20 protein-coding genes are annotated in these 25083 nt (G+C 70.0%); 5 read left to right on the forward strand and 15 right to left on the reverse strand.

The annotated features are described in order from the left end of the window. Positions 1-3182: helicase-related protein (locus HXX10_RS22820; protein WP_296525564.1), on the reverse strand; the 3182-nt coding region annotated here is incomplete at its 3' end. A 545-nt stretch (positions 3183-3727) separates the two neighbouring features. Next, entirely contained in the window at positions 3728-4588 is an 861-nt protein-coding gene (locus HXX10_RS22825) for a DUF3108 domain-containing protein (RefSeq protein ID WP_296525565.1), read from the reverse strand. Positions 4589-4853: 265 nt separating this feature from the next. Between HXX10_RS22825 and rpmB the strand changes: the two genes are divergently transcribed. Continuing rightward, complete coding sequence (rpmB, locus tag HXX10_RS22830; RefSeq protein ID WP_296525566.1) at positions 4854-5162, forward strand: 50S ribosomal protein L28; 309 nt, start codon at positions 4854-4856, stop codon at positions 5160-5162. A gap of 418 nt (positions 5163-5580) precedes the next feature. Here the strand turns inward: rpmB and puhE are convergent, their stop codons facing one another. The 13 genes from puhE to bchF all read right to left on the reverse strand — a co-directional run bounded on the left by puhE (position 5581) and on the right by bchF (position 20104). Continuing rightward, a complete protein-coding gene (gene puhE / locus HXX10_RS22835; protein ID WP_296525567.1) occupies positions 5581-6630 on the reverse strand; it encodes a putative photosynthetic complex assembly protein PuhE in 1050 nt (349 codons plus the stop codon). A 17-nt stretch (positions 6631-6647) separates the two neighbouring features. Then, positions 6648-7730: a magnesium-protoporphyrin IX monomethyl ester (oxidative) cyclase gene (gene acsF / locus HXX10_RS22840; RefSeq protein WP_296525568.1), complete on the reverse strand. Its 1083-nt coding sequence runs from the start codon at positions 7728-7730 to the stop codon at positions 6648-6650. After that, positions 7727-8029 (reverse strand): hypothetical protein, encoded by a 303-nt coding sequence (locus tag HXX10_RS22845; protein WP_296525569.1) that lies wholly within the window; start codon positions 8027-8029, stop codon positions 7727-7729. Before HXX10_RS22845 ends, acsF begins: the two co-directional genes overlap by 4 nt. Continuing rightward, the gene (puhC, locus tag HXX10_RS22850; RefSeq protein ID WP_296525570.1) at positions 8026-8493 is read right to left on the reverse strand and encodes a photosynthetic complex assembly protein PuhC; all 468 of its coding nucleotides are present in this window, start codon (positions 8491-8493) and stop codon (positions 8026-8028) included. The genes HXX10_RS22845 and puhC overlap by 4 nt, the downstream gene beginning before the upstream one ends. A gap of 14 nt (positions 8494-8507) precedes the next feature. Continuing rightward, positions 8508-9170: a photosynthetic complex putative assembly protein PuhB gene (gene puhB / locus HXX10_RS22855; RefSeq protein WP_296525571.1), complete on the reverse strand. Its 663-nt coding sequence runs from the start codon at positions 9168-9170 to the stop codon at positions 8508-8510. Beyond that, positions 9170-9949, reverse strand: coding sequence for a photosynthetic reaction center subunit H (puhA, locus tag HXX10_RS22860; protein ID WP_296525572.1), 780 nt, complete (start codon positions 9947-9949; stop codon positions 9170-9172). The genes puhB and puhA overlap by 1 nt, the downstream gene beginning before the upstream one ends. A gap of 23 nt (positions 9950-9972) precedes the next feature. Beyond that, positions 9973-11313 carry a BCD family MFS transporter gene (locus HXX10_RS22865; protein WP_296525612.1) on the reverse strand — a complete coding sequence of 447 codons (1341 nt, stop codon included), beginning with the start codon at positions 11311-11313 and terminating at the stop codon, positions 9973-9975. 107 nt (positions 11314-11420) lie between these two features. Then, positions 11421-12119: a magnesium protoporphyrin IX methyltransferase gene (gene bchM / locus HXX10_RS22870; protein WP_296525573.1), complete on the reverse strand. Its 699-nt coding sequence runs from the start codon at positions 12117-12119 to the stop codon at positions 11421-11423. Continuing rightward, positions 12119-12949: a ferredoxin:protochlorophyllide reductase (ATP-dependent) iron-sulfur ATP-binding protein gene (gene bchL / locus HXX10_RS22875; protein WP_296525613.1), complete on the reverse strand. Its 831-nt coding sequence runs from the start codon at positions 12947-12949 to the stop codon at positions 12119-12121. The genes bchM and bchL overlap by 1 nt, the downstream gene beginning before the upstream one ends. A 101-nt stretch (positions 12950-13050) precedes the next feature. Continuing rightward, positions 13051-16647, reverse strand: coding sequence for a magnesium chelatase subunit H (locus tag HXX10_RS22880; protein WP_296525614.1), 3597 nt, complete (start codon positions 16645-16647; stop codon positions 13051-13053). Beyond that, on the reverse strand, positions 16622-18298 hold the full coding sequence (gene bchB, locus HXX10_RS22885) for a ferredoxin:protochlorophyllide reductase (ATP-dependent) subunit B (protein WP_296525574.1): 1677 nt from the start codon (positions 18296-18298) through the stop codon (positions 16622-16624). The genes HXX10_RS22880 and bchB overlap by 26 nt, the downstream gene beginning before the upstream one ends. 4 nt (positions 18299-18302) lie before the next feature. Beyond that, positions 18303-19589 (reverse strand): ferredoxin:protochlorophyllide reductase (ATP-dependent) subunit N, encoded by a 1287-nt coding sequence (locus HXX10_RS22890; protein ID WP_296525575.1) that lies wholly within the window; start codon positions 19587-19589, stop codon positions 18303-18305. Next, entirely contained in the window at positions 19586-20104 is a 519-nt protein-coding gene (gene bchF / locus HXX10_RS22895; protein WP_296525576.1) for a 2-vinyl bacteriochlorophyllide hydratase, read from the reverse strand. The genes HXX10_RS22890 and bchF overlap by 4 nt, the downstream gene beginning before the upstream one ends. Before the next feature lie 303 nt (positions 20105-20407). Here bchF and HXX10_RS22900 point away from each other — a divergent pair, with 303 nt between their 5' ends. From HXX10_RS22900 to HXX10_RS22915, 4 genes are all read left to right on the forward strand, one after another. Beyond that, positions 20408-21346, forward strand: coding sequence for a cobalamin-dependent protein (locus tag HXX10_RS22900; protein WP_296525577.1), 939 nt, complete (start codon positions 20408-20410; stop codon positions 21344-21346). Between the two features lie 100 nt (positions 21347-21446). Continuing rightward, complete coding sequence (ppsR, locus tag HXX10_RS22905) at positions 21447-22841, forward strand: transcriptional regulator PpsR (protein WP_296525578.1); 1395 nt, start codon at positions 21447-21449, stop codon at positions 22839-22841. Then, positions 22838-23737 carry a chlorophyll synthase ChlG gene (gene chlG / locus HXX10_RS22910; RefSeq protein ID WP_296525579.1) on the forward strand — a complete coding sequence of 300 codons (900 nt, stop codon included), beginning with the start codon at positions 22838-22840 and terminating at the stop codon, positions 23735-23737. Before ppsR ends, chlG begins: the two co-directional genes overlap by 4 nt. Continuing rightward, on the forward strand, positions 23734-25083 hold the full coding sequence (locus HXX10_RS22915) for a BCD family MFS transporter (protein ID WP_296525580.1): 1350 nt from the start codon (positions 23734-23736) through the stop codon (positions 25081-25083). The genes chlG and HXX10_RS22915 overlap by 4 nt, the downstream gene beginning before the upstream one ends.

Below are 25083 nucleotides of genomic sequence, written 5' to 3' on the forward strand. Positions count from 1 at the left end.
GGCTGCCGCTCGCCGCCGCTGCCGCGGTCGTTGCGCTCGGGACGGTCGCCGCGTGCCTCGACCCGTTCCGGAGCGGGCGCATCGGCGGGGGCGGGGGCGCCGTCGGGCGTCGCGGCTTGCTCGCCGGGCTGGGCGCCCGGACGGCGGCCGGCGCCGCCGCGGTGATGGCGCTTCGGCCCGCGCCGCTCGTCGTGCGGCCGACCCGGCCGCCAGATCTCGATGAACTGCGGCTCCTCAACGGCCGGTGCCGCTGCGACAGCCTCGCCGGCCTCGCCGGCCTCGGCGCTGCCGTCCGCGTCGCCGGTGGCTTCGACGGCGGGCGCCTCGATCGCAGACTCGTCGGCCGCAGGGGCCTCGCCGGCGTTCGACTCGGCCGGCGTAGCCTCGACGGTCTCTTCGGCCTCGGGCTCGCCTGCCGGCTCCTCGGCCGCCGTCTCCGGAGACGTGACGGCCTCCTCGGCTGTGGTCTCGTCTGCGGCGATCTCCTCCGCAGGAGTCTCGTCCGCAGCGGGGTCCTCATGCTGCGCCTCGACGCCCTCGCCCTCGGGCTCCGGCGCGATCGGAACATGCTCGGCGGCGGTCTCGGCGCCGACCTCGGGCGCCGTCTCACCGTCGCCGACGGGTTCGCCCGCGGCCTCCACGACGGCCTCGGCAGCCGGCGTCTCGGTCCCCGCATCCACGGCCGTCGGCTCGGCAGCCGCCGGCTCGGCCGGCTTCGGCCGCCGCTCCACCCGATAGCCGAGCGCCTTGAGGATCGAGGCGAGATCCTCGCCGGACGAGCCGGTGAGCGACGTCATCGCCTGCGTCACCGTGAAGCCGCTGCCGTCGATGGCGCCGGCCGGCTTCTCGCCCGGGGCGTTGGGCCGCCAGCTCAGCGCCGGGCGGATCAGGTCGGCGAGCCGCTCCAGGATGTCGACCCGGACGGCGCGCTCGCCGCACACCCGGTAGCCGATGGTGCGATAGAGGGTGCGCGACACCGCTTTGTCGACCGCGAAGGACGTGCGGCCACTGGCGGCGAGGCGCTGCAGGTCGTCGATCCCCGAGGTGTCGACGTCGCCGTGCTTGAGGGCCCACAGCTCGGCGGCGAGCGCGCGGGGCGCAGGCTTGAGCAGGGCCGGCACATAGACGTGGTAGGCGCCGAACCGCACGCCGTGCTTGCGCAGGGTCGCGCGCTGCGACTGGTCGAGACCTTTCAGCTCCTCGGCGATCTTGAACCGCTCGAGCACGCCGAGCGCCTCGACGAGCTGGAACGCGATGCCGCGGCCGATGCCGGTGATGTCCTCGGCGGCGCCGAGCACGAACAGCGGCGCCAGCACCCGCTCCATATGGGTGCGGGTCCACAGATCGAGCCGCGTCTGCACGTGCTCGTGCGACGCCCCGGTGAGGTGCTCGTCGGCGAGGATCTTCACCCGCGGGCGCAGGATATTGTCGCCGGCCAGGAGCTTCGCCACCGGCTCGCCCATCCAGCGGATCAGTCCGTTGGAGGCCAGCACGAACTGCGAATCCGGCGCATGGGCGAGCCGCGCGGCGCGCGCGTCGATCTCGCCCGCCAGCGCCTTCTGGGCGGCGGCGGACAGCGCCTTGCTGTCGGTGCTGCCGGTGGTCGCCTCCGGCGCGAAGCGGAAGCCGTCGAGCCGGCCGATGATGTGGCCCTCGACGACGACCTCGCCCGTCTTGGTGATCTCTGTTTCCAACATCGCGTTCTCTCGCAGGCGGCGCATCAGCACGCTGGTGCGACGGTCGATGAATCGTTCGGCCAGGCGTTCGTGCAAGGCATCGGAGAGCTTGTCCTCGATGGCGCGAGCGACGCCCTGCCAGTGCTCTGGATCGCCGAGCCAATCCGGACGGTTGGCGACGAAGGTCCAGGTCCGGATGTGTGCAATTCGGGTAGACAGAGTATCGATACCGCCCTCGGTGTGATCCGCAAGGGCCACCTGCCGGGCAAACCAGTCGGTCGGTATCGTACCGTCGCGCGCCACAAAACCAAAGAGGGTGACGACCATCTCGGCATGGGCGGCCGGGGAGATTTTCCGATAGTCGGGAACCTGGCAGGCCTCCCACAGTCGCGCGATGTCGGCCGGACGGTTGGCGATGTCACGCACCGCGCTGTCGCGCATCGCGTGCTCGAGCACCAGGATGTCCTCGGCGATCGGCGCGCGGGTCAGGCCCGGCAGCGTCGGTGTCGTCGCCAGCGAGGCCGACAGCGCCCCGAGCGAGGAGAAGTCGAGGTCGGTGTTGCGCCACTGCAGGACCTTCACCGACTCGAAAGCGTGGCTCTCCAGCGCGTGGACCAGCTCCTGCTCGAAGGGCGGGCAGCGGCCCGTGGTGCCGAAGGTGCCGTCGCGCATCGCCCGTCCGGCCCGGCCGGCGATCTGGCCGAACTCGGCCGGGTTGAGCTGGCGGTACTGGTAGCCGTCGAATTTTCGGTCGGACGCGAAGGCGACGTGGTCGACGTCGAGATTGAGGCCCATGCCGATCGCATCGGTGGCGACCAAATAGTCGACGTCGCCCGACTGGTAGAGGGCCACCTGGGCGTTTCGGGTCCGCGGGCTCAGCGCCCCCAGCACCACGGCGGCGCCGCCGCGCTGGCGCCGGATCAGCTCGGCGATGGCGTAGACCTCCTCGGCCGAGAAGGCGACGATGGCGCTGCGCCGCGGCAGCCGCGACAGCTTTTTCTCGCCCGCGAAGGTGAGCTGGGAGAGGCGCGGCCGGCTGACGACGTTGGCGCCGGGCAAGAGCTTGTCGACCATGCCCCGCATGGTCGAGGCGCCGAGCACCAGGGTCTCCTCGCGGCCGCGGCGGTTGAGGATGCGGTCGGTGAAGACGTGGCCGCGGTCGAGATCGGCGCCGAGCTGGACCTCGTCGATCGCCACGAAGGCGACGTCGAGATCGCGCGGCATCGCCTCGACGGTCGACACCCAGAAGCGCGGATTGGCCGGCTTGATCTTCTCCTCGCCGGTGATCAGCGCGACGGCGTCCGGACCGACCCGATCGACCACCTTGTTGTAGACCTCGCGCGCCAGCAGGCGCAGCGGCAGCCCGATCAGCCCCGACGAATGGCCGAGCATCCGCTCGATGGCGAGATGCGTCTTGCCCGTATTGGTCGGCCCGAGCACGGCGGTGACGCCGGAGCCGCGGGCGCGGGCGTCGCGAACGGAAGGAGACGAGAAGCTGATGGGCATCGGATGTCTGGAAAAGCCGTCGTGTCAGAGCCTGGCGCAGCGGCAGGAGCGCCGGTGCGAGCGGCGGATTGCCGCCCCGGTTGCGGCGGTTCGAGGCGAAGCCTCGTGAGGCGGAAACTGGGGCGTCATGTCCGGGTCCGTTCCTGTCCGGGGCGGCGCGGTCGCGCCGGCCGTGCCCCCGCGGGGCGCCGGCCACCCGCGTGAGCCTGCGTCCTTCCACCGGGAGGCGTGCGCCGACGGTCTCTCTTAGCCGCTTTCCGCCGCACACCCAAGCCCGGCCTCGGCCCACTTCGCTCGCTCGTCGTCTGTTTCTGTCCCGAATTGCGACGCTTCGGCCACAACCGGGGGCCTCCCGTTAAGTCCTTGGAACGACTCCCGAACGAATCGCGCCCGAATCGCTGACTCGGGCCGAGTCGAGATTCGTTCTCGTCCACATCTCGGTGTCGGCCGACCGGGCCGCCCACATCGTGTGTCGGGCCGTCGGCAGCGCCCGGTTGTGCCGGTCGCCTTCGTTAACGGGACGGCCGCGGCCGTCGTTTTGGGTGTCAAGGAATTCGCGCGCTGGTCGGCGTGGGCCGGGTCGGGCCACCCGGGGTGGAGACGAACTGGGTGGCCTCGAGCACGCCCAGCCCGAACGGCGTCGGGATCACCATCTTGAAGGGGACCACCACGCGGGTCCCGGCGAGGGGCGCCAGCCACAGCTCGATGTCGCGCTGGCGGACCAGATAGGTGATCGCCGGCCGGTCCGGAATGTAGCCGGCGATCGGCATGAAGGCGACCGCGCAGACCGCCACGGGCCCCTCGTAGCCGCGCTCGGCCCGCACCATCTCCAGCCGCTTGAAGGCGAGCTGTAGGTCGAAGCGCATCCGTCCGTCGAAGATCGACAGGGTTCGGTTGCAGGCCTCCGGAGCGACGGTCTGACCGCTGCCCGGCACCCGCAGCAGCGAGGCGCTCATCGGATCGGTGACGCCGCGCCGGTGGGCGTCGGTCACCGGCAGCCGCTCGGGCTGCGGCGGCGACGGCGGCTCGACCGAGACGTCGCGGACGACGCCGTTCTGCAGCACGATGCGCAGCTCTTCCGACTTCTTGTCGGAGACCAGGTTGGAGGCATAGGTCGAGGGCAGCAGGTTGCCGTTCTTGACATAGCCGCGCGAGGCGCTCGACCCCTGCCCGCTGGCGAACAGCCGGACGATCCCGGTGGTGGTGCCGCTGGCTGCCGCCGTGTACTGGTCGTCGGCGATGTCGATCACCCAGGCGCCGCGGCCGATCGGAATGCCGGCGAGCGTCGCGGTGTAGCGGGCATCGAGCTTGCCTTGGGCGGCCGCCTGATCCGGAGCGACGCCGGCGCCGAGCAGCACGGCCAGGACGCACAGAAGCGAAGGGGTGGCGAGACGGCCGGACGACACGTGGTCGGATCCTCGCTGGCGGCGTTGGCGATGGGCGGCAGCAAGGCCCTGTGTCGAGGCCGAATACGTCGTTTCTATGATGTTTCCGGGGGCGCACCGCTTCCCCGGGATCGTCGCGCGGCGCCCGCACACGAGGCGCGCCTCCGCGCGCCTTGACGCCCCAGGCGGGTGTCTCTATACGTCCGCGGTCCCGCTCAAGCTCGCCTCGCGGCTCCGCCACGCGCGTGCGTGAGTCAGAGGTATTATAGAGATCATCGAGGTTTCCATGTCGCGACGATGCGAACTGACCGGAAAGGGGGCGCTCGTCGGCCACACGGTCAGCCATTCGAATATCAAGACGAAGCGGCGCTTCCTGCCGAACCTGGTCAACGTCACCCTGACGTCTGACGCGCTCGGCCGCGGCGTGCGGCTGCGCATCTCGGCGAACGCGCTCAAGAGCGTCGATCACCGCGGCGGCCTGGACGCCTTCCTGCTGAAGGCCGGCGACGCCGAGCTGTCGCCGCGCGCGCTGCTGCTGAAGAAGCAGATCGCCAAGAAGGTCGCCACCCCGGCCGTGGCCGCGGCCGCGAGCTGATCGGCGTCGGCGATCGAACCGGGACGATGCCGGGACGATCCTGAGCTCGACGAGCCTGCTACGATCCAGACGACGACGCCCCGGCGGTTTTCCGCACGGGGCGTTTTCTGTTTCTTGATACCGGTGTGCGTCTAAACGGCTTCGTTCCGCCCTCACCCTGATGAGCCCGCGCAGCCGGCGTCTCGAAGGGCCGGGCGCGGAGCGAAGTCGGGCCTGCCCGACCTCGGCATTCATGTGTGCACACGTCGGCTATAGCCGACTTGTGTGTTCGAGACGCGATCCTGCGGATCGCTCCTCACCATGAGGCCGAGATAGTCAGTGGAGTGGGCTTCGGTACGAGACGATTGTGGACGAACGCCCACGTTCCCGGGTTGATCGCTCCGCCGCTCCCGGATGTCAGAGCACCGCCGTACTCGTTTTACCGCCGCGGACGGGCGGCGGCGCGGACCGGAGCGGTGCGCAACCGCGCGGAATGGTCGTCCTCCGCCGTGCGGTCGAGCGAGACCGTCATGGTGGTGCCACCGGCGCGGATCACCCGACGGACGATCACCGGCTCGGGCTCGGGCGCAGGCGCAGGCGCAGGCGCAGCAGTGTCCGCGGCGCCGTCCGCAGCGGCCTCCATGGCGGTGTCGCTGTCGGCGCGCGTGGCGGCCCGTCGGCCGGCCCGGCGCGAGCCGTTGCGGCGCGGATCGAGGCGGCGGAACCATTCGCGCGACTTCAGGCCCCAGCGCCACAGCGGCACCACCGACATCGGCAGCACCAGGAACCAGTGCTCCAGGATGGCGAGCGCCATCAGGGTGGCGACGAAGGTGAGGCCGGCCGCCTGGTGCGGATCGGTCGCGGCGAGCGCGGACGCCTGATAGACCAGCACGGTGACGACCGCGGTCGCGGCCGTCACGGTCCACGGGAACAACCAGTTCATCGGCCGCTTGCGGAAGAAGCCCTTCATGTAGGCGAGATGATCGGGCAAAAACTCCTCGGCGAGATTGGGCACGCCGAGGAAGATGTTGAGCTTGGTCGAGAGCCGCATCAGCCACAGGATCACGAAGGTCCAGGTGCCGACCTGGTTGGGCTCGCCCCAGGTCACGGCACAGACCAGCACGGCCGAAACGACGATGCCGAGCTCGTGGTACAGGATCGTCTCGACCGCGTGGACGAAATGACGGAACCCCTTGCAGTCCGGCGGGCACGGCTGCGTGCGCGGGCCGGTGACCCAGCCCATCAGGAACGTGATCTCGTTGAAGCCCCAGACGATGATCCCGCACGTGAAGGTGCAGTAGGCGCCGAACACCGAGGCGTCCCGGCTCGACGCCGACATGCCCCACAGCGCCAGCCCGTACAGCACCGCCGCACCAGCGACGCTGAACGGGAAGGTTTTCCGCGGCAGCCCGTCGAGGAACATGATCAGGCCCGTGCTGAACCACCACACGAACAGCGTGTAGAGGATCGGGATGCCGTAATGGGCCACGCGCCGGACCTCCGGACCTAGAATGCGGGGGCGAGACTGACCCGCTCCGGCAAGGTATTGGGCTTGGTCGGCAGCAGATAGAGGCGCAGCAGCGTCCAGGCGCCGGAGATGCCGAGCCGGACCCGGTCGATCGCACCGCCGACGCCGCCGCGCGCGCGCGCCGCCGCGCCCTCCTCGGCGATCCGCCACAGCCTGTCGAAACCGGCGCGGAACTCCGGCCGGTCGATGTCGAGCTCGAGCGGGAAGACCTGGCGGGAGATCGCGGTGGTCTTGCGGAACACCTCGAAATCGTAGTCGGCGGGATCGACCCCGAGCGCCTTGTAGAACTCGGGCCGCATGTGGTCGCGCACATACATGGTGGCGAACACGGCGAGCAGGAAGAAGCGGATCCACAGCTTGTTGAGGCCGCTGATCAGGCTCGGCTCGGAGCGCATCAGCAGCGCGAAGGCCTCGCCGTGGCGGAACTCGTCGTTGCACCACTTCTCGAACCACTTGAAGATCGGGTGGAAGCGACGGTCCGGGTGCTTCTCGAACTCGCGAAAGATCGTGATGTAGCGCGCGTAGCCGATCTTCTCGGACAGGTAGGTCGCGTAGAAGATGAACTTCGGCTGGAAGTAGGTGTACTTCTTGGCCCGGCTGAGGAAGCCGAGATCGACCCCGATGCCGAAATCCTTCAGCGCGTCGTTGATGAAGCCGGCATGGCGCGCCTCGTCGCGGCTCATATAGGTGAAGAGATCGCGCACCTCGGGATTCTTGATGCGCTTCTTGATCTCGGCATAGAGCACGCAGCCGGAGAATTCGGCGGTCAGCGACGACACCAGGAAGTCGACGAACTCCTTGCGCAATCCTTCGGGAAGGGACGCGAGGTCCGCCTTCCATTCGGCGTCGCGGGTGAAGTGGCCCTTGTTGTGGTCGGCGCGCAGCTCTCCGAGCATCGCGTCCCACTCGGCGCGCACGCCGCTGACGTCGATGCGGTCCATCGCGGCGTAGTCGGTGGTGTAGAAGCGCGGGCTGAGGAGCGTGTCCTCCTTGGCCAATTCCGTCGTGGTCAGGTCCGTCTTGATCGGGTTTTGTCCCGCGCCGCCTTCCATTGGAATCATGGTGTCCTCCCAGGGGAAAAGCTGACTTCGTAGAGTTCGGTCAGCTCGAAGTAGCCGGCGAGGCGCGCCATCAGGCGCTCCAGCCGTCCCGCCAGGATCACGGTGGCCCGGCAATGGACGATGCTGCTTTCGCCGAACGGGATCGATGTCGGGGCGTCGTGGACGATCACCTCGTCGCCCGGCTCGATCTCGATTCCCTGAAGGTCCACGTGAGCGTGCAGGCTGTCCGCCGTCCGCTCGATTTCAACCGTGCACGGCACGACGATGACGCGCCGCCCGCTCGTCCATGATCCGATCATCGCGTCCCGTCCTGCCGCTTGAGGAGCCGGCCGAAAGATTCGGCGTTGGTTTGCCCAAAGGCCGACAGCTCGACATGGCGTCCGGTGGAGGCATCGTCGAGCGACAGGCGCCCGTCGGTCCACCCGGTCAGCAGGAACGGCGGCTCGGCGCCGATATCCTGGCGCCGGCGCTCGCGGGCGAAGCCGCGCAGCACCCCGCGCACGAAATTCTCTTGTCCGGAAGCGATCACCTCGATGACGCGCGCGTCGGCCGCATCGAGCACGGCGACGGTGCCGTCCGCCTGGTCGACGAAACGCAGGCCGCGGCTCGCCACCGCGGTCGCGCTCGCCGGATCGGGCGGCGCCCCGGTCGGCACGGTCCCGATTCCGCGGGACACGCCGATCGCGAGCAGCACGAAAGCCACCAGGGCCGCCACGCCCAGCAGCGGGCCACGCGGGAACGGCCGTCGCGGGAGGTCGCTCATCGAGGCGCTCCGTGTCACGCCGCAGCGCTCGAGGTCTGCGGCAGGTCAGGCGTATCGGTGGTCTCCTGGTCGGAGCCCGCAGCAGCCTGCGGGCGCTCGGTGCCGCGGCGCGCCAAGATGGCGCGGGCGAGGATCTCGGCGACATGCTTGGCGTCGGCGACGACGCGCAGCATCGGCTCGGTCCGCCTCACCCGCCACGGCCGGGCGTGCGGCCACAGCACCGGATAGGCGATCTTGGTGCCATCCGTGAGCGTGACCGGAATGTCGCCCGAGCCGTCGCGGTAGAGGCGCAGCGCCGCCGAGCCGATGTGCTTGAACGGCAGGTTCAAGGTCATCGGGAAGGCAACGCCGTATTGCAGGATGAGCCGGCGGGACGTGATCGTGTAGGTCGTCGTCCGCCGGACCAGCCAGGCGAACAGCCCCAGGATGCCGATCGCGGCGAGCGCGAGCGGCACCACCCACAAGGCCGCGACGAGCGCTCCCGTAATGGAGCCCTTGTCGACATACGTGGACGCGCCGAGCCACAGGACGAGCGCCGCGAAATAGACGGCGATCTTCCGGATGTGGAAGACGCGCACGGCCAGTGGCCAGGCGAGCGGCCCGGCCCGCCAGAGAATCTCCTCCCCTTCGGGAAGAGGCTCCGGCAGGGGCCGGGGAACCCAGGGCCGAGGCGCCATCACAGCAGCGGCTCCGCCCGCGCCGGGGTGGCGTACAGCTTGCCGCCGCCGAAATAGGCCGAGACCTTGTCTTCCTCGAGCGCCGTGATCTGGCTCCCGCTCTTGATCGACGGCACGCCGGCGAACTGGCTGGCCAGCACGGCGTTCACCGAGAGCTGCTTCTGGGTCGCGTCGACATAGGCGAACACGGCCGGCAGCATCACGCTCTTCTTGGCGCCGGTGAGCGCCACCTCGTAGTAGCGCACGATCGGCTCGGCCCGATCGATCCACAGCTCGGTCACCGTGCCGGCAACCTCGCCGTCGGCCGCGACGACCTCGTAGCCGCGCGGATCGGGATCGTTCTCGTCGACCCAATGATCGGTCGCGACGCGCAGCGGCACGATCCGAGCCTCACCGGCCCAGGTGAGGTCCGGCTTGTCGGCACGCAGGGCATAGGAGGCCGGGCCGACGCCGTCACGCATCGGATCGCCGACCGGCTCGAAGGGCGAGCCGAGATGCGGGCCGGGCTTCACCCGGGTCTCGGCCGGAACCGGCGCGCTCGACGGCACCGTCACGGTCTCGCCGTCGGGCAGCAGGTAGGTCTTGGGCGAAGGCGGCGTCGGCCAGCCCTGCACGGTGATCTGGCCGCCGGAGGCGACGGTGCGGTCGGAATCGAGCGGGTAGCCTTCCCGCTTGTCCTCGCGCCGGAGATAGAAGATCAGGCCGGCAAAAAAGATCCAGAAGGCGTAGAGAACGACTTGAGCGACGTCCATGTAGCCAGTGAAGGCGCCGGTTTGCATGAAAGACCTCCGCGCAATAATGGCTAGCCGGGAAATTCGGCCAGACCAAACTTCAGGGAAGATTGCCCCTTCTCGCCCGCTGGTCGAACGAGCGGTCCGATGGCAATCAGGGTGATGAACAGCAGTCCAATTTCGATGTGGTAGACGACGCCGTAGGCGGCCGAGACATCGGAGAGCGCCGCCCCCAGCACGCCCTGCGCCGAGAGGCTGCCGACGACGTCACGGATCGCCCCGCCGAGCGCGATGGCGACGCCGGAAGACGTCGCCTGCACGGCCCCCCAGGCGCCGAGCGCGAGCCCGCTCTCGCCCTCGCGGCCGAGCGCCATCGCGGCCGTGAGGGTGCCGACCGAGAACAGTCCGCCGCCAAAGCCGATCAACGCCGTGCCGATGCGGAACAGCACCGGCGATTCGGTCGGCGCCGAGAACACAACGGCCGAGAAGGCGACAACGCCGGCGACTGCGCCCCAGCCGGCGAGCCGGTAGGGATCGACACCGCGCGAGAGCAGGCGGGCGGCGAGCGCGAAGCCGACCAGGCTGCCGGCCGACATCAGCGCGGTGAGCAGCGTGGTGGCGCCGACAGACAGATGCAGGACCTGCCCGCCATAAGGCTCGAGCAGGATGTCCTGCATGCTGAACCCGGCGGTTCCGCAGCCGACGGCGATCAGCATCCGGGTCGATCGTCCGCCCTGGCTGAACGCCTGCCAGGACTCGCGGAACGACGGCTCCTTTCCCTCGAGACGAGCATTGCGCGAGGGATCGCGCGGCTCCTGTTTCCACAGCGCCACGCTGTTGAGGATCATGGTGACCAGCGCGGCGCCCTGGATCATCTGGATCAGCCGGAACGGGCTGAACTCGGTGAGCCACTGGCCGTAGACGAGCGACGAGCCGACCATGCCGACCAGCAGCATCACATACAGGAAGGCGACGACGCGCGGCCGCTTGTCCTCGGGGGCGAGGTCGGTGGCGAGCGCCAGGCCGGCCGTCTGGGTGGTGTGCAGGCCGGCGCCGACCAGCAGGAAGGCGAGCGCCGCGCCGACATGGCCGATCCAGGTCGGCCCATGCGAGTCGCCGGTGAGGATCAAGAGCGCGAACGGCATGATGGCGAAGCCGCCGAACTGCAGCATGGTGCCGCCCCAGATGTAGGGGACGCGGCGCCAGCCGAGCGCCGAGCGGCGGTTGTCCGACTTGAAGCCGATCAAGGCGCGGAACGGTGCGAACACCAGCGGCAGCGACACCATCAGGGCGACCAGCCAGCTCGGCACGCCCATCTCGACGATCATGACCCGGTTGAGCGTGCCGTTGAGCAGCACCATCGCCATGCCGACCGACACCTGGAACAGCGACAGCCGCAAGAGCCGGCCCATCGGCAGCGCCTTGGTGGAGACGTCGGCGAACGGCAGGAACTGCGGTCCGAGCGTCCCGAGGATCCCGAGGAACGAGCTGCCGAGCTTTCCGGGTCGCTTTTGTTTCGTCATGTCGGCAGCAACTCCAGGGCTTGCGACGTGTAGAACCCGACCGCGATGCGGCGTGTCCGGCCCGGCCGCCAGCCGGCGAGCTCCGGCTCGGCCATGAGCAGCTCACGCAGCCGCTCCTCGCGCACCGGCTCGATCGACGGCGCCCGGTCGCCGCGCGGGAAGAAGCCGCCGACGAAATGCATCAGCGCCAGCGCCCTCGTGCGCGGCGCGAAGGTGAACACCACCGACTTGTCGGCCCGGCTGGCGAGGCCGGCAATGGCACGCGAGGCGTCCTCGGCGCGGTAGTGGATGATCGAGTCCATCGCGACGACGTGATCAAATCGGCCGAACGCCGGCGACAGCATGTCGCCGGCGATGAACTCGACCCGGCCGGCGAGATCCGGCGGGATGCGCTCGCGGGCGAGGTCGAGCAGGGTCGGCGAGAGATCGACGGCGACCACCTCGGCGCCGCGCCGCGCCGCCTCGATCGACAGCATGCCGGGGCCGCACCCCGCATCGAGCAGGCGGCGGCCGGTGAGATCGGCGGGCAGCCAGTCGAGCAGCGTGGCGCGCATGGCGTCGCGCCCCGCCCGCACGGTCGCGCGGATGCCGCTGACCGGCGCGTCCGAGGTCAGTCGCGCCCAGGCGGCGGAAGCCGTACGATCGAAATACGCTTCGATCTCGCCGCGTCGCTCCTGGTAGGTCTCGCCCTGCATCAGTCGAAGCCCAACAGATCGAAGATGTCGCGATCCTTCATCGGGATCGCCGTGAGCGGCTCTCCCCCGGCCCACAGGGCGGCGGCGAGCTTGAGATATTCATTCTGCACGGCCTCGATCTCGGGCGAGGGCTCCATCTCGAACAGGGTCGCCTTCTTGAGCCGGCTCCGCCGGATCACGTCGAGGTCGCGGATATGGGCGAGCGTCTTGAGGCCGACGACGCCGTTGAAGCGGTCGATCTCGTCGGTGGCAGCGCTGCGGTTGGCGATGACGCCTCCGAGCCGCACCTTGTAGTTCCGCGCCTTCGCCTGGATGGCCGCGACGATGCGGTTCATCGCGAAGATCGAGTCGAAGTCGTTGGCCGTGACGATGAGGGCGCGGTCGGCATGCTGCAGGGGCGCCGCGAAGCCGCCGCACACCACGTCGCCGAGCACATCGAAGATGACGACGTCGGTGTCGTCGAGCAGGTGGTGCTCTTTCAGGAGCTTGACGGTCTGCCCGACCACGTAGCCGCCGCAGCCGGTGCCGGCCGGCGGACCGCCGGCCTCGACGCACATCACGCCGTTGTAGCCCTCGTAGACGAAGTCCTCGACGCGCAGCTCCTCGGAGTGGAAGTTGACCTGCTCGAGCACGTCGATGACGGTCGGCATCAAGCACTTGGTGAGCGTGAAGGTGGAATCGTGCTTGGGATCGCAGCCGATCTGCAGCACCCGCTTGCCGAGCTTGGAGAACGCCACCGACAGGTTGGACGAGGTGGTGCTCTTGCCGATGCCGCCCTTGCCGTAGACGGCGAACACCTTGGCGGTGCCGATCTGCAGGCGCGGATCCATCTGGACCTGGACGCTGCCCTCGCCGTCCCCGCGGGATGGCGGAGCAGCCCCGGCAGTCTTGATGGGCTCGCCGGCGAGGTCCGACGGTCGCGGGATCACGGTCATGCGGCGGCTCCTTGGTCGACACCTTCCAGGCGGTCTTCGAGCTCCTCGCCCGCGCGCCGCAGCGCTTCGAGCGTCGCCTCGTCGGGAGCCCAGTAGCGACGCTCGTGGGCCTCGAGGAGGCGGTGTGCGACTTTCGCCGATGCGACCGGATTGAGGGCCGCGAGACGCCGCCGCATCGTTTCGTCCAGCATGAAGGTCTGGGTGAGCTGCTCGTAGACCCAGGGCGCCACCTGGCCCGTGGTCGCCGACCAGCCGAGCGTGTTGGTGACCTGCGCCTCGATGTTGCGCACGCCTTCGTAGCCGTGCGCGAGCAGCGCCTCGTACCATTTCGGATTGAGGGCGCGGGTGTGGGTCTCCAGCGCGACCTGCTCGGCGAGCGTGCGCACCGTGCCGTCGCCGCGGGTCTGGTCGCCGATATAGACCGACGCCGAGGTGCCGCGGGCCCGCTGCACGGCGCGGGTGATGCCGCCGAGCGTGTCGAAATAGTGATCGACCGTGGTGACGCCGAGCTCGACCGAGTCGAGGTTCTGGTAGGTCAGGTCGACGCTCTTGAGCACATGATTGAGCACCGCGTCCTGCCGGGCCGGCCGGCCGTTGACGTCGTAGGCGAAGCCCTTGCGCCGCACATAGGCCTCGGCGAGCTCGTCCTCGTCGTTCCAGCCGCCGGCGTCGATGAGCTGGTTGACGTTGGAGCCGTAGGCGCCGTCGGCGTTGGAGAACACCCGCAGCGCCGCCTGGGCGATGTCGCCGCCATTGGCCGCCTGATAGGCGAGCGCGTGCTTGCGCACGAAGTTCGTCTCGGCCGGCTCGTCGGCGCTCGCCGCCAAGAGCGCGGCTTCGGCGAGCAGCTTGGTCTGCATCGGCAGGAGATCGCGGAAGATGCCGGACAGTGTCACGATCACGTCGACGCGCGGCCGCCCCAGCTTTTCCAACGGCACGAGCTGCGCGCCGGCGACCCGGCCGTAGCTGTCGTGGCGCGGCTCGGCGCCCATCAGCCACAGGGTCTGGGCGATCGGTCCGCCCTCGGTCTTGAGGTTGTCGGTGCCCCACAGGACCATGGCGATGGTCTCAGGCGTCCCGTGGCCGTCGGCCGCGTAGCGGGCGAGCAGGCGGTCGGCCTGGCGGGCGCCGTCCTTGATGGCGAACGCGCTCGGGATGCGGAACGGGTCGAAGCCGTGCAGGTTGCGCCCCGTCGGCAGCACGTCGGTGGTGCGCATCAGGTCGCCGCCCGGGGCCGGCTGGATGTAGCGGCCGTCGAGCGCCTTGACGATCGCCGGCAGCTCGTGGTCGGCGGCGAGCAGCTTGTCGAGCTGGGCGAGCTTGTCCTTGTCGGTGACGCCGGCGGCCTCCAGCATCTCGGTGCGCTCGGGCGCGGTCGGCGGCGAGCCGACGACGTGCAGGCCGTGCGGGATCAGGGTGTATTCGAGCTCCAGCACCTTGTTGGCGAGCTTGGCGATCTCGGCGTCCGCGGCATCGCCCCAGGCGGGCTCGGCGGGCGCCAGGTTGACGGTCGCGGCCTGGGCCTGGACGAGCTGGGCCAGCGTCGCCCGCGGCTCGGCGTCGGTGTCGGGCTCCTGGGTCCGCCAGCGGTCGAGCGAGGACTTGAGGTCCAGCAGGCCGCGATACAGGCCCGCATTGGTGATCGGCGGCGTCAGATAGCTGATCAGCGTGGCGCCCGAGCGGCGCTTGGCCAGCGAGCCTTCCGACGGATTGTTGGAGGCGTAGAGATAGAGGTTCGGCAGGTCGCCGATCAGCCGGTCGGGCCAGCACTCGCCCGACATGCCGGCCTGCTTGCCGGGCATGAACTCGAGCGCCCCGTGCATGCCGAAATGCAGCACCGCATGGGCGCCGAAGTCTTCCTTGATCCAGCGGTAGAAGGCCGAGAAGGCGTGGGTCGGCGAGAAGCCGCGCTCGAACAGCAGCCGCATCGGATCGCCCTCGTAGCCGAAGGCGGGCTGGACGCCGACGAAGACGTTGCCGAAATGCTCGCCCAGCACGAAGATGCTGCGCCCGTCGGAGAGCGCGCGGCCGGGCGCCGGCCCCCACTGCTTCTCGATCTCGGGCAGCCAGCGCTCGCGGCGGACGTGCTCGTCGGCGCCGATCTTGGCCGCGACATTGGCGTCGGTGCCGTGGCGGGCGGAATTGCCCTGCAGGATGCGCTCCCGCAAGTCGTCGACCGTCGCCGGGACATCGACCGTGTAGCCGGCGTCGCGCAGCGCTTTCAGGGTGTTGTGCAGCGAGGCGAACACCGACAGGAACGCCGCCGTGCCGATCGCGCCGGCATTGGGCGGGAAGTTGAAGATGACGACCGCGATCTTGCGCTCGGCCCGCTTCGAGCGGCGCAGCGCCACCAGCTTGGCGACGCGGGCGGCCAGCATGGCGGCGCGTTCCGGATGGGCCGTCATCTCGCGCTGGCCCTCGACCGCGAGCGCCGAGCGTCCGCCGAAGGTCATCGGCCAGATGGCGCCGTCGAGCTCGGGGATCGCCACCATCATGGTGGCCTCGACCGGCAACAGGCCGCGCGGGTCGCTCTGCCACTGCTCCAGCGTCTGGAATTCGACCGGGTGGGCCGCGATATAGGGCACGTCGAGCGTGCCGAGGAGCTGGGTGGCGGCGTGCGCGTCGTTGTAGGCGGGCCCGCCGACCAGCGAGAAGCCGGTGAGCGACACCACCGTGTCGACGACCGGCTTGCCGTTCTTCATGAAGAACGCCTCCACCGCCGGACGGGCATCGAGCCCGCTGGCGAAGGCGGGGATCACCCGCAGCCCCTTCGCCTCCAGCGCCGCGATCACACCATCGTAGTGGGCGGCGTTGCCGGCCAGCACGTAGGAGCGCATCACCAGCACGCCGACCGTGCCGGCCTTGCCGGCGGACGGCAGGTCGGACAGCTTCTCGGTGACCCGGGTCTCGAGCCGCGGGTGGTAGAGGCCGGTGTCGGGGAACTCGACCGGCGGCGCCGCCTCGAGCGTGCCGCGCAGGCTCTTGCGCGGACCGTCGGCGTAACGGTTCACCAACAGCCGCACCATGTTGGCGACATTCTCGTCGGTGCCGGCGAGCCAGTAGCTCAGCACCAGGAAATAGGCGCGCAGATCCTGTGCCGTGCCGGGAATGAAGCGCAGCAGCTTGGGAAGCTGGCGCAGCATCTTCATCTGCCCGTGGCCGCTCGAGCCGGTGCCCGAGCTCTTGCCGCGCAGCCGCTTGAGCAGATTGAGGATGCCGACCGTCTCGCCCGACATGCTGAACTTGTTCATGCGAGTGAGGTGGACGACCTCGCCGGCCGACAGCGCGCACACCATCGCATCGCACGAGTCGCGGCGCGCCTGCAGGGCGGGCAGCACCGGACGGATGTGATCGTCCATGAACAGCATGGTCGCGACGACGATGTCGCCGGTGGCGATGTCGGCGATGCAGCGCTGCAGCTTGACCGGATCGGAGGCGAACTCGTCGGCCGAATGGATCGCCAGATCGAGGCCGGGCAGCTCGCGCGCCAAAGCGGCGCGCGCGCGCAGGACCGAGCCCACGAGATGGCTGTCCATCGTCACGATGGTGACGCGGATCGGGGTCTTGTCAGCGAGCGTAGTGCGCTTTCGCATCATACAGCGTCTCGACTGTGATCAGGGACACACCGCGATCCTGCGCGAAGCGCTCGGTGTTGCGGCGGGCTTTTCCACGCACGAAGAAGGGGATCTTGTGCAGTTCCTTCTCGGCGTCGGCGGCCCAGCAAAGCGGGGGTGAAACCGGCTGACCGCCTGCCGACGGCGCCGGTGAGTCTTGCACGGCGGTGCTCGCGGCCGGCGCGGCCGCGACGGGTCCGGCCATCGCGGCGACCGGTTCGACGACGGGGGTGGTCGGCGCCTCCGCCGCGAGCGGCGGGGCGTCGCCGCGCGCCGGCGCGGCATGCGAGCCGAGATGCGAGGGCGCCGCATCCGCGTGGAACTCGAAGTCCTCGCGGAACATCGCCAGCAGATGCTCCTCGAGCCCCATCATCAGCGGGTGCACGAAGGTGTCGAACACCACATTGGCGCCTTCGAAGCCCATCTGGGGCGAGTAGCGCGCCGGGAAATCCTGCACATGCACGGGCGCCGAGATGACGGCGCAGGGCACGCCGAGGCGCTTGGCCGTGTGGCGCTCCATCTGGGTGCCGAGCACCAGCTCGGGATGCAGCGCCGCGATCGCCTCCTCGACCTCGAGATAGTCGTCGGTGATCAGCGGCTCGACGCCGTATTTGGCCGCGGCGGCCCGGACCTCGCGGGCGAACTCGCGCGAGTATGTGCCCAGCCCCACCACCTCGAAGCCGAGCTCGTCGGCGGCGATGCGGGCGGCGGCGACCGCGTGGGTGGCGTCGCCGAACACGAAGACGCGCTTGCCGGTCAGATAGGTCGAGTCGACCGAGCGCGCATACCACGGCGCCCGGCTCGGCGCGCCGGCCAGCACCGGCGCCGGATCGACGCCGGCGAGGGCCGCCACCTCGGCGACGAAGTCGGTGGTGGCGCCGAAGCCGATCGGCACCGTCCTGGTCGACTTCTGGCCGAAGTTTTTCTCCAGCCACTGCGCCGCCTGGTAGCCGATCTCGGGATACAGCACGACGTTGAAGTCGGCCTCGCCGATCCGCGCGATGTCGGCCGGCGACGCCCCGAGGGGCGCGACGACATTCACGGTGACGCCAAGCCGGTGGAGCAGGCCGGTGACTTCGTGAACGTCGTCGCGGTGCCGGAAGCCGAGTGCGGTCGGCCCGAGGATGTTGCAGCGCGGGGCCTCGCCGGGTCCGCGCGCCGTCCGCTTGGAGCCGGGCGGCGGCGCGACGGGTCCTGCGAGCGTGCGGACGATCCGATAGAACGTCTCGGCCGCACCCCAATTTTCCTTGCGCTGATACGCAGGCAGCTCGAGCGGAATCACCGGCACCGGCAGACCCAGCGCGTGGGCGAGCCCGCCCGGATCGTCCTGGATCAGCTCGGCCGTGCAGGACGCGCCGACCAGGAGCGCCTGCGGACGGAACCGCTCGTACGCCTCCTTGACGGAGGTCTTGAACAGCTCGGCGGTGTCGCCGCCGAGATCGCGGGCCTGAAACGTCGTGTAGGTGACGGGCGGACGCTTCGCGGCGCGTTCGATCATGGTGAACAGCAGGTCGGCATAGGTGTCGCCCTGCGGTGCGTGCAGCACGTAGTGGACGCCCTCCATGGCGGTGGCGACGCGCATCGCGCCGACATGGGGAGGAGCCTCGTAGGTCCACACGGTGAGCTGCATGGCCCTAGACCTTCAGCCGGCTGCGGCGCACCAGCGGCCGCGCGAACAATTCGGCGAGATCCGCCGCCTGCTCGAAGCCGTGGACGGGCGTGAACAGAAGCTCGATCGACCATTTGGTCGCCAGACCCTCCGCCTCCAGCGGATTGGCGAGGCCGAGCCCGCACACCGTCAGGTCGGGCCGCGCCGCGCGGCAGCGGTCGAGCTGCTTGTCGACGTCCTGGCCCTCGCTCAGCATGGTGCCGGGCGGCAGCAGCGCCAGCTCGGCGGCGAGATGCGGCCGGTGCAGATAGGGCGTGCCGACCTCGACGAGCCGCATGCCGAGCTCGCGTGCCGCGAAGCGGGCGAGCGGAATCTCGAGCTGCGAGTCGGGGAAGAAGAAGATGCGGGTTCCGGCGAGCTTTTCGCGCGCCCGGGCGAGCGCCGCGCGGGCACGCTCGGCGGCCGGCGCGATCGCCGCGTCGAAGCGCGCCTCGTCGACACCGAATTCCTTGGCGGCAGCACCGAGCCAGCCGATCGTGCCCTCGACGCCGAGCGGGAACGGGGCCAGGAGCCGCGTGGCGCCGCGCTTCTCCAGAAGGCGCGCCGTCTCGGCGAGGAAAGGCTGCGCCAGCAAGAGCCGCGTCGCCGGCCCGACCGGCGGCAGATCGTCGGAGCGCCGCGGCGGGAAGAAGCGCACCCGATCGATGCCGAGCGCCGCGAACAAGCGGACGAACTGATCCTCGACCACCTCGGCGAGCGCGCCGACGACCAGCAGCGAGGGCGCGGCGTCGGCCGCCTCCTCGGGCATGCCGGGGACGAGCGAGGCGAGGCAGGCGTCCTCGCCCTGCGTGAAGGTGGTCTCGATGCCGCTGCCGGAATAGCTGAGGATCTTCACCGTCGGCGCGAACGCCTGCGACAACCGCTCCGCCGCGCGGAAAAGATCGAGCTTGATCACCTCGGACGGGCACGAGCCGACCAGGAACAGGAGCTTGATGTCGGGCCGGCGCTCGATCAGGCGGGTGACGACCCGGTCGAGCTCGGTGTTGGCGTCGGCGAGGCCGGCGAGGTCGCGCTCCTCGATGATGGCGGTGGCGAAACGCGGCTCGGCGAAGATCATCACGCCGGCGGCGGATTGGAGCAGATGCGCGCAGGTGCGCGAGCCGACCACCAGGAAGAACGCATCCTGGATTTTGCGGTGCAGCCAGACGATGCCGGTCAGCCCGCAGAACACCTCGCGCTGGCCGCGCTCGTAGAGCACCGGCGCATCGGCGCATCCGGCCCCGGTCGGGGCAATCGGCGGGATCGCGTTCATGGCGCCGCTCCGACCATGTCGGAGGCGACGGCCCGCGCCTGCTGCAGGCGCGCAGCCCGCAGCTTCAGCACGAACTGTGTGGCATTGACCAGGTAGGACGCATAAGCGGCGAGTGCGAGCGCCATCTGGGTGGTGACGGGGGCGTCGGTCGCCAGCGCGACCAGATAGGCCGTGTGCAGTGCCAAAACCAGCATGCTGAACACGTCTTCCCAGAAGAACGCCCGCGCGAACAGGTATTTGCCGAAGACCACCTTCTCCCAGATCGAGCCCGTGATCATGATCACATAGAGAACGAACGTCTTGATCACGACCGAGACTGTCGCCGCGAAGTATCCTTCTCCGGTCAGCACGAACCGCAGCACCAGGGCGAGGCTCACCAGGAAGACGAGAAACTGAAGCGGGGCAAGAATTCCCTGCACGAGCGTCCACGGTGAGGCATCGCGACGACGACGTTCCTCGGGCGTGTAGAGGCCGCCTGACGGAGGTTGCGCGCTGTCGTCTGAGGAAACCCGCATCGCACCAGAATCCGGTTGTCCCGACAATCGGTAATGACACGGACTGTCAACCGCCCTTGACGGACGAGACGCCGGGTGGTGCTGTGATTTTCCCGAAACGTCGCGCCCTGCCGCATCTTGCGTTGCAAGCGATGCAGACCGGACCGACCCTTCGGTGTCACCTTTTTGCATCGCGCCGCTCCTTGCGCGTGCCACTGTGAAAGGCAGCCTAGGATGCTTCCCCGACAGTGTCAACAATTCTGTACGTAAACTAAACTTGACTGTTCGTCCCCACGGGCTTTAACTTGTTGAGAGGGCGTGTCCATGGCCGAAGCGAGACCCCAATTGGCGGCGAGGGATTTGTGGGACAATACGAACGCCTACGTGTCGGGTGACGGCTCGGCCGCCGATCCGCACCATGCCGGCGAGCAATATCGATCGGCCGACCTGTCCCGCTTCGATCCGCACCGCATGGGCGAGGCCCATCGCACCGCATCGGGGACATCGCCGGTGAACCGCGCCGTCGAGTTCCACATCGTCCCGAAGCTCGTGCTGGCCCATACGGGCCGCTGCGACGCCGGCCCGCAGGCCCATCCGCTCGGGTCCGAGGAGGTCGCCGAGCTGACCGACCGCGTGCTCGCCGGCGACGACGCCGGGGCGCTTGCCTTCGTCGAAGCCGTGCTGGCCCGCGGCATGCCGGTCGAACGGATCTATCTCGACGTGCTGGCGCCCACGGCCCGCCGGCTCGGCCAGATGTGGCACGACGACGCCTGCGACTTCACCCAGGTGACGCTCGGCCTGTGGCGCCTGCACCGGGTTCTGCGCGAGTTCAGCGCCGCCTTCGGCAGCGAGGTCGAGCACCAGCAGGACGGCCTGCCGGTGCTGCTGGTGCCGGTCCCGGGCGAGCAGCACACCTTCGGCCTCGCCATGGTGGCGGAGTTCTTCCGCCGCGCCGGCTGGCTGGTGTGGGACGCCCCGGTCCCGGCCCGTGACGATCTCGTCACGATGGTGCGCTCCGAATGGTTCGCCGTGGTCGGTTTCTCCTTGAGCTGCGAATCCCGGCTGGAGGCACTCGCCTCTTGCATTCAGCTTGTTCGCCGCGAATCCTGCAATCGCTCGGTCGGCATCCTGGTGGGCGGCCGAGTCTTCGCCGAGCATCCGGACTATGTCGCCCGGGTCGGCGCCGATGTGGCGGCGTCCGATGCCCGGCAGGCACCCATTCAGGCGCAGAGTCTCGTCGCCGCGCTGGCACACCGGATCTGATCGGAGCGACACGCCACCGACCAGGACGGACTGCCGGCCGGCGACGGCCCGAAAGAGGAACTGGTCGGACGTGAGCGGCTTCAGAGCGCCGACAGAGTCGTTGGGTGATCTCGACGTGAAAGCGGCGGCGATCCTGGTCGCGGCCGCTGCCGACGTCGCCCTGGTCGTCACCGGCAACGGCGTCATCCGCGACATGGCCTGCCAGAGCGAGGAGCTCCTGGCGGCCCTCGAAGGCCAGCGCCCGTGGCTCGGCCAGTCCTTCGCCGACACCGTGACGGTGGAGAGCCGGCCCAAGGTCGAGGCGCTGCTGCGCGATGCCTCCGACCAGGCGACCCAGCGCCGGCAGGTGAACCATCCCTCCACCCGCGGCGCCGATGTCCCTATTCTCTATTCGGCGGTGCGGATCGGCTCGCTCGGGCCGCTGGTCGCGGTCGGCCGCGACCTGCGCCCGGTGGCCGAGCTGCAGCAGCGGCTGGTCGAGGCGCAGCAGGCGATGGAGCGCGACTACACGCGGCTCCGCCACGCCGAGACGCGCTACCGCCTCTTGTTCCAGATGTCGCCCGAGCCGGTGCTGATCGTCGACGCCGCCTCGCAGCGCGTCGTCGAGGCCAATCCGGCCGCCACCCAGATGTTCGGCGATGTCGGCCGCCGGGTGGTCGGGCGGCCCCTGCTCGAGGCCTTCGAGTCCGACACGGTGCCGGCCGTGCAGGCGCTGCTCGCCGGCGTGCGCTCGGCCGGGCGGGCCGACTCGACGCGCGCGCGCCTCGCCGACTCGTCCCGCGCCGCCTTCGTCTCCGCCTCGCTGTTCCGCCAGGAGAACGCATCGCTGTTCCTGGTCCGCCTGTCGCTGGCCGAGCGCGACGGCGCCCCCGCCGGCACCGAGGGCAAGGTCAAGCTCCTGCGCTTCATCGAGCATGCGCCCGACGGCCTCGTCGTCACCGACCGCGACGGCCACGTGATATCGGCCAATCCGGCCTTTCTCGACCTCGCCCAGCTCGCCAGCGAGGAGCAGGCGCGCGGCGAGTCGCTGGAGCGCTGGCTCGGCCGCTCCGGCGTCGACCTCAACGTGCTGATCGCCAATCTGCGCCAGATCGGCTCGGTGCGGCTGTTCGCCACCACGCTGCGGGGCGAGCTCGGGGCGCAGGCCGATGTCGAGATCTCCGCCGCCGCGGTCGCCAACGGGGCCGAGCCCTTCTACGGCTTCACGGTCCGCAATGTCGGGCGGCGGCTGCCCGCGGACGCCCGCGCCGGCCGCGAGATGCCGCGCTCGGTCGACCAGCTCACCGAGCTGGTCGGGCGGGTGTCGCTGAAGGAGCTGGTGCGCGAGGCGACCGACGTGGTCGAGCGCCTGTGCATCGAGGCGGCGCTCGAGCTGACCGGCAACAACCGCGCCTCGGCCTCCGAGATGCTGGGCCTGTCCCGGCAGAGCCTCTACGTGAAGCTGCGCCGCTACGGCCTCGCGGACGCCGCCGACCAGGGCGAGAGCGACGCATGAGCATATCGACCACCGCGCAGGTGCCGGCACCGTCTGCCGTGCTCGAGCTCTTGAAGCCGATCACCTGGTTTCCGCCCATGTGGGCGTTCGCCTGCGGCGTGGTGTCGTCCGGCGTCGCCGTGTCGTCGCGCTGGCCCGTGTTGGTCGCCGGCATCGTGCTGTGCGGCCCGCTGCTGGTCGCCACCAGCCAGGTGATCAACGACTGGTTCGACCGCCATGTCGACGCCATCAACGAGCCCAACCGGCCGATCCCGTCGGGCCGCATCCCGGGCCGCTGGGGCCTCTGGCTCGCCGTCCTGTGGACCGCGATGTCGCTCGCCCTGGCGAGCCAGCTCGGCGACTGGGTGTTCGGCGCCGCCGCCGTCGGCCTGGTGCTCGCCTGGATCTACAGCGCGCCGCCGATCCGGCTGAAGCAGAACGGCTGGTACGGCAACGCCGCCTGCGCCGTCACCTATGAGGGCTTCGCCTGGTTCACGGGCGCCGCCGTGATGATCGGCGGCCTGCCGGACTGGCGCATCGTGACGCTGGCGTTCCTCTACAGCGCCGGCGCCCACGGCATCATGACGCTCAACGACTTCAAGTCGATCGAGGGCGACATCCGCACCGGCGTGCGCTCGCTGCCGGTGCAGCTCGGCGTCGACCCCGCCGCGCGGCTCGCCTGCATCGTCATGGCGGTGCCGCAGGCGATCGTCATCGCGCTGCTGCTCGCCTGGGGCCGGCCGCTCCAGGCCGCGATCGTCACGGCCGTGCTGATCGCACAGGGACTCCTGGCGGTGCGCTTCCTGCGCGCGCCGATCGCCAAGGCCACCTGGTTCAGCGGGCTGGGCGTGGCGCTCTATGTCCTCGGCATGATGGCGAGCGCGGTCGCGGTCGCGGCCTTCGGAGCACCCGCATGACCCCTGCCCCGCTCGGCTTTCTCGGCATTGTCCGGCTCGGGCTGGTGCAGACGGCGCTCGGCGCCATCGTGGTGCTGACCACCTCGACGCTCAACCGCGTCATGGTGGTCGAGTTCGCACTGCCGGCGATGCTGCCCGGTGCCCTGGTGGCGATCCATTACGCCGTCCAGGTGCTGCGACCGCGCTGGGGCTACGGCTCCGACACCGGCGGCCGGCAGACGCCGTGGATCATCGGCGGCATGGCGACGCTCGCCGCCTCCGGCGCCCTCGCCGCGGTCGGCACGGCGCTGCTCGGGACCAGCCCGCTCGCCGGCATCGCCGTCACGGCGCTCGCCTTTCTCGGCATCGGCATCGGCGTCGGCGCGGCCGGCACCTCGCTGCTGGTTCTGCTCGCCAAGCGGGTCCATCCGGAGCGCCGCGCCGCCGCCGCCACCATCGTCTGGGTGATGATGATCGTCGGCTTCATCGTCACGGCCGGCGGCGCTGGCCATCTGCTCGATCCGTTCTCGCCGTCGCGGCTGGTCGTGGTCGCCTCCAGCGTGTCGGCGATCGCCATCGTGCTCTCGACCGTCGCGGTGTGGGGCATCGAAGGATCCGCGCCGCCAGCCCCGGCCGCCGTCGACGAGGGCCGCAAGACCGCCTTCCGCGAGGCGCTCGCCCAGGTCTGGGCCGAGCCGGAGGCGCGCCGCTTCTCGGTCTTCGTGTTCGTCTCGATGCTCGCCTACAGCGCCCAGGACCTGATCCTCGAGCCGTTTGCCGGCACGGTGTTCGGCTTTTCGCCGGGCGATTCCACCAAGCTCTCCGGCGTGCAGCACTCGGGCGTGCTGATCGGCATGGTGACGGTCGGTATCGCCGGCACGGGCCGCTTCGGCCGGACGCTGGCCTCGATGCGGGGCTGGTGCATCGGCGGCTGCATCGCCTCGGCGGTGGCGCTGTCGAGCCTGGCGCTCGGCTCGCTCGCCGGGCCGGGCTGGCCGCTGCGCGCCTGCGTGTTCATGCTCGGCGTCACCAACGGCGCCTATGCGGTCGCTGCCATCGGCTCGATGATGGGGCTGGCCAGCGAGGGCCGCGAGCACCGCGAGGGAGTGCGCATGGGCCTGTGGGGCGCCGCCCAGGCGATCTCCTTCGGGCTCGGCGGCTTCGCCGGCACGCTGGCGAGCGACGTCGCCCGCGCGCTGCTCGGCTCCCCCGTGTCCGCCTATGCCACCGTCTTCGCGCTGGAGGCCGCGCTGTTCCTGGTGTCGGCCGTGCTGGCCGCCCGGGTGCATCCCGGTCGCATCCGCGAAGACACCATCGACTTGAGCCAGGGCGACGTCGTCTACGCGCCCGCCGAGGCAGGGAGGTAG

Origin of the sequence: Rhodoplanes sp., from assembly GCF_013377085.1 — a bacterium.
GTDB lineage: Bacteria > Pseudomonadota > Alphaproteobacteria > Rhizobiales > Xanthobacteraceae > Rhodoplanes.

Bases quoted from the DNA above. Each gene is read 5' to 3' on its own strand.
- puhB (WP_296525571.1), bottom strand. From the start codon at position 9,170: ATGGCGCCTCGGCCCTGGGTTCCCCGGCCCCTGCCGGAGCCTCTTCCC.
- bchL (WP_296525613.1), bottom strand. From the start codon at position 12,949: ATGGATCCGCGCCTGCAGATCGGCACCGCCAAGGTGTTCGCCGTCTAC.
- puhA (WP_296525572.1), bottom strand. From the start codon at position 9,949: ATGCAAACCGGCGCCTTCACTGGCTACATGGACGTCGCTCAAGTCGTT.
- chlG (WP_296525579.1), top strand. From the start codon at position 22,838: ATGAGCATATCGACCACCGCGCAGGTGCCGGCACCGTCTGCCGTGCTC.
- HXX10_RS22915 (WP_296525580.1), top strand. From the start codon at position 23,734: ATGACCCCTGCCCCGCTCGGCTTTCTCGGCATTGTCCGGCTCGGGCTG.
- acsF (WP_296525568.1), bottom strand. From the start codon at position 7,730: ATGATTCCAATGGAAGGCGGCGCGGGACAAAACCCGATCAAGACGGAC.
- HXX10_RS22880 (WP_296525614.1), bottom strand. From the start codon at position 16,647: ATGCGAAAGCGCACTACGCTCGCTGACAAGACCCCGATCCGCGTCACC.
- HXX10_RS22890 (WP_296525575.1), bottom strand. From the start codon at position 19,589: ATGAACGCGATCCCGCCGATTGCCCCGACCGGGGCCGGATGCGCCGAT.
- bchF (WP_296525576.1), bottom strand. From the start codon at position 20,104: ATGCGGGTTTCCTCAGACGACAGCGCGCAACCTCCGTCAGGCGGCCTC.
- bchM (WP_296525573.1), bottom strand. From the start codon at position 12,119: ATGCAGGGCGAGACCTACCAGGAGCGACGCGGCGAGATCGAAGCGTAT.
- rpmB (WP_296525566.1), top strand. From the start codon at position 4,854: ATGTCGCGACGATGCGAACTGACCGGAAAGGGGGCGCTCGTCGGCCAC.
- puhC (WP_296525570.1), bottom strand. From the start codon at position 8,493: ATGAGCGACCTCCCGCGACGGCCGTTCCCGCGTGGCCCGCTGCTGGGC.
- HXX10_RS22865 (WP_296525612.1), bottom strand. From the start codon at position 11,313: ATGGGCCGGCTCTTGCGGCTGTCGCTGTTCCAGGTGTCGGTCGGCATG.
- bchB (WP_296525574.1), bottom strand. From the start codon at position 18,298: ATGCAGCTCACCGTGTGGACCTACGAGGCTCCTCCCCATGTCGGCGCG.
- HXX10_RS22900 (WP_296525577.1), top strand. From the start codon at position 20,408: ATGGCCGAAGCGAGACCCCAATTGGCGGCGAGGGATTTGTGGGACAAT.
- HXX10_RS22845 (WP_296525569.1), bottom strand. From the start codon at position 8,029: ATGATCGGATCATGGACGAGCGGGCGGCGCGTCATCGTCGTGCCGTGC.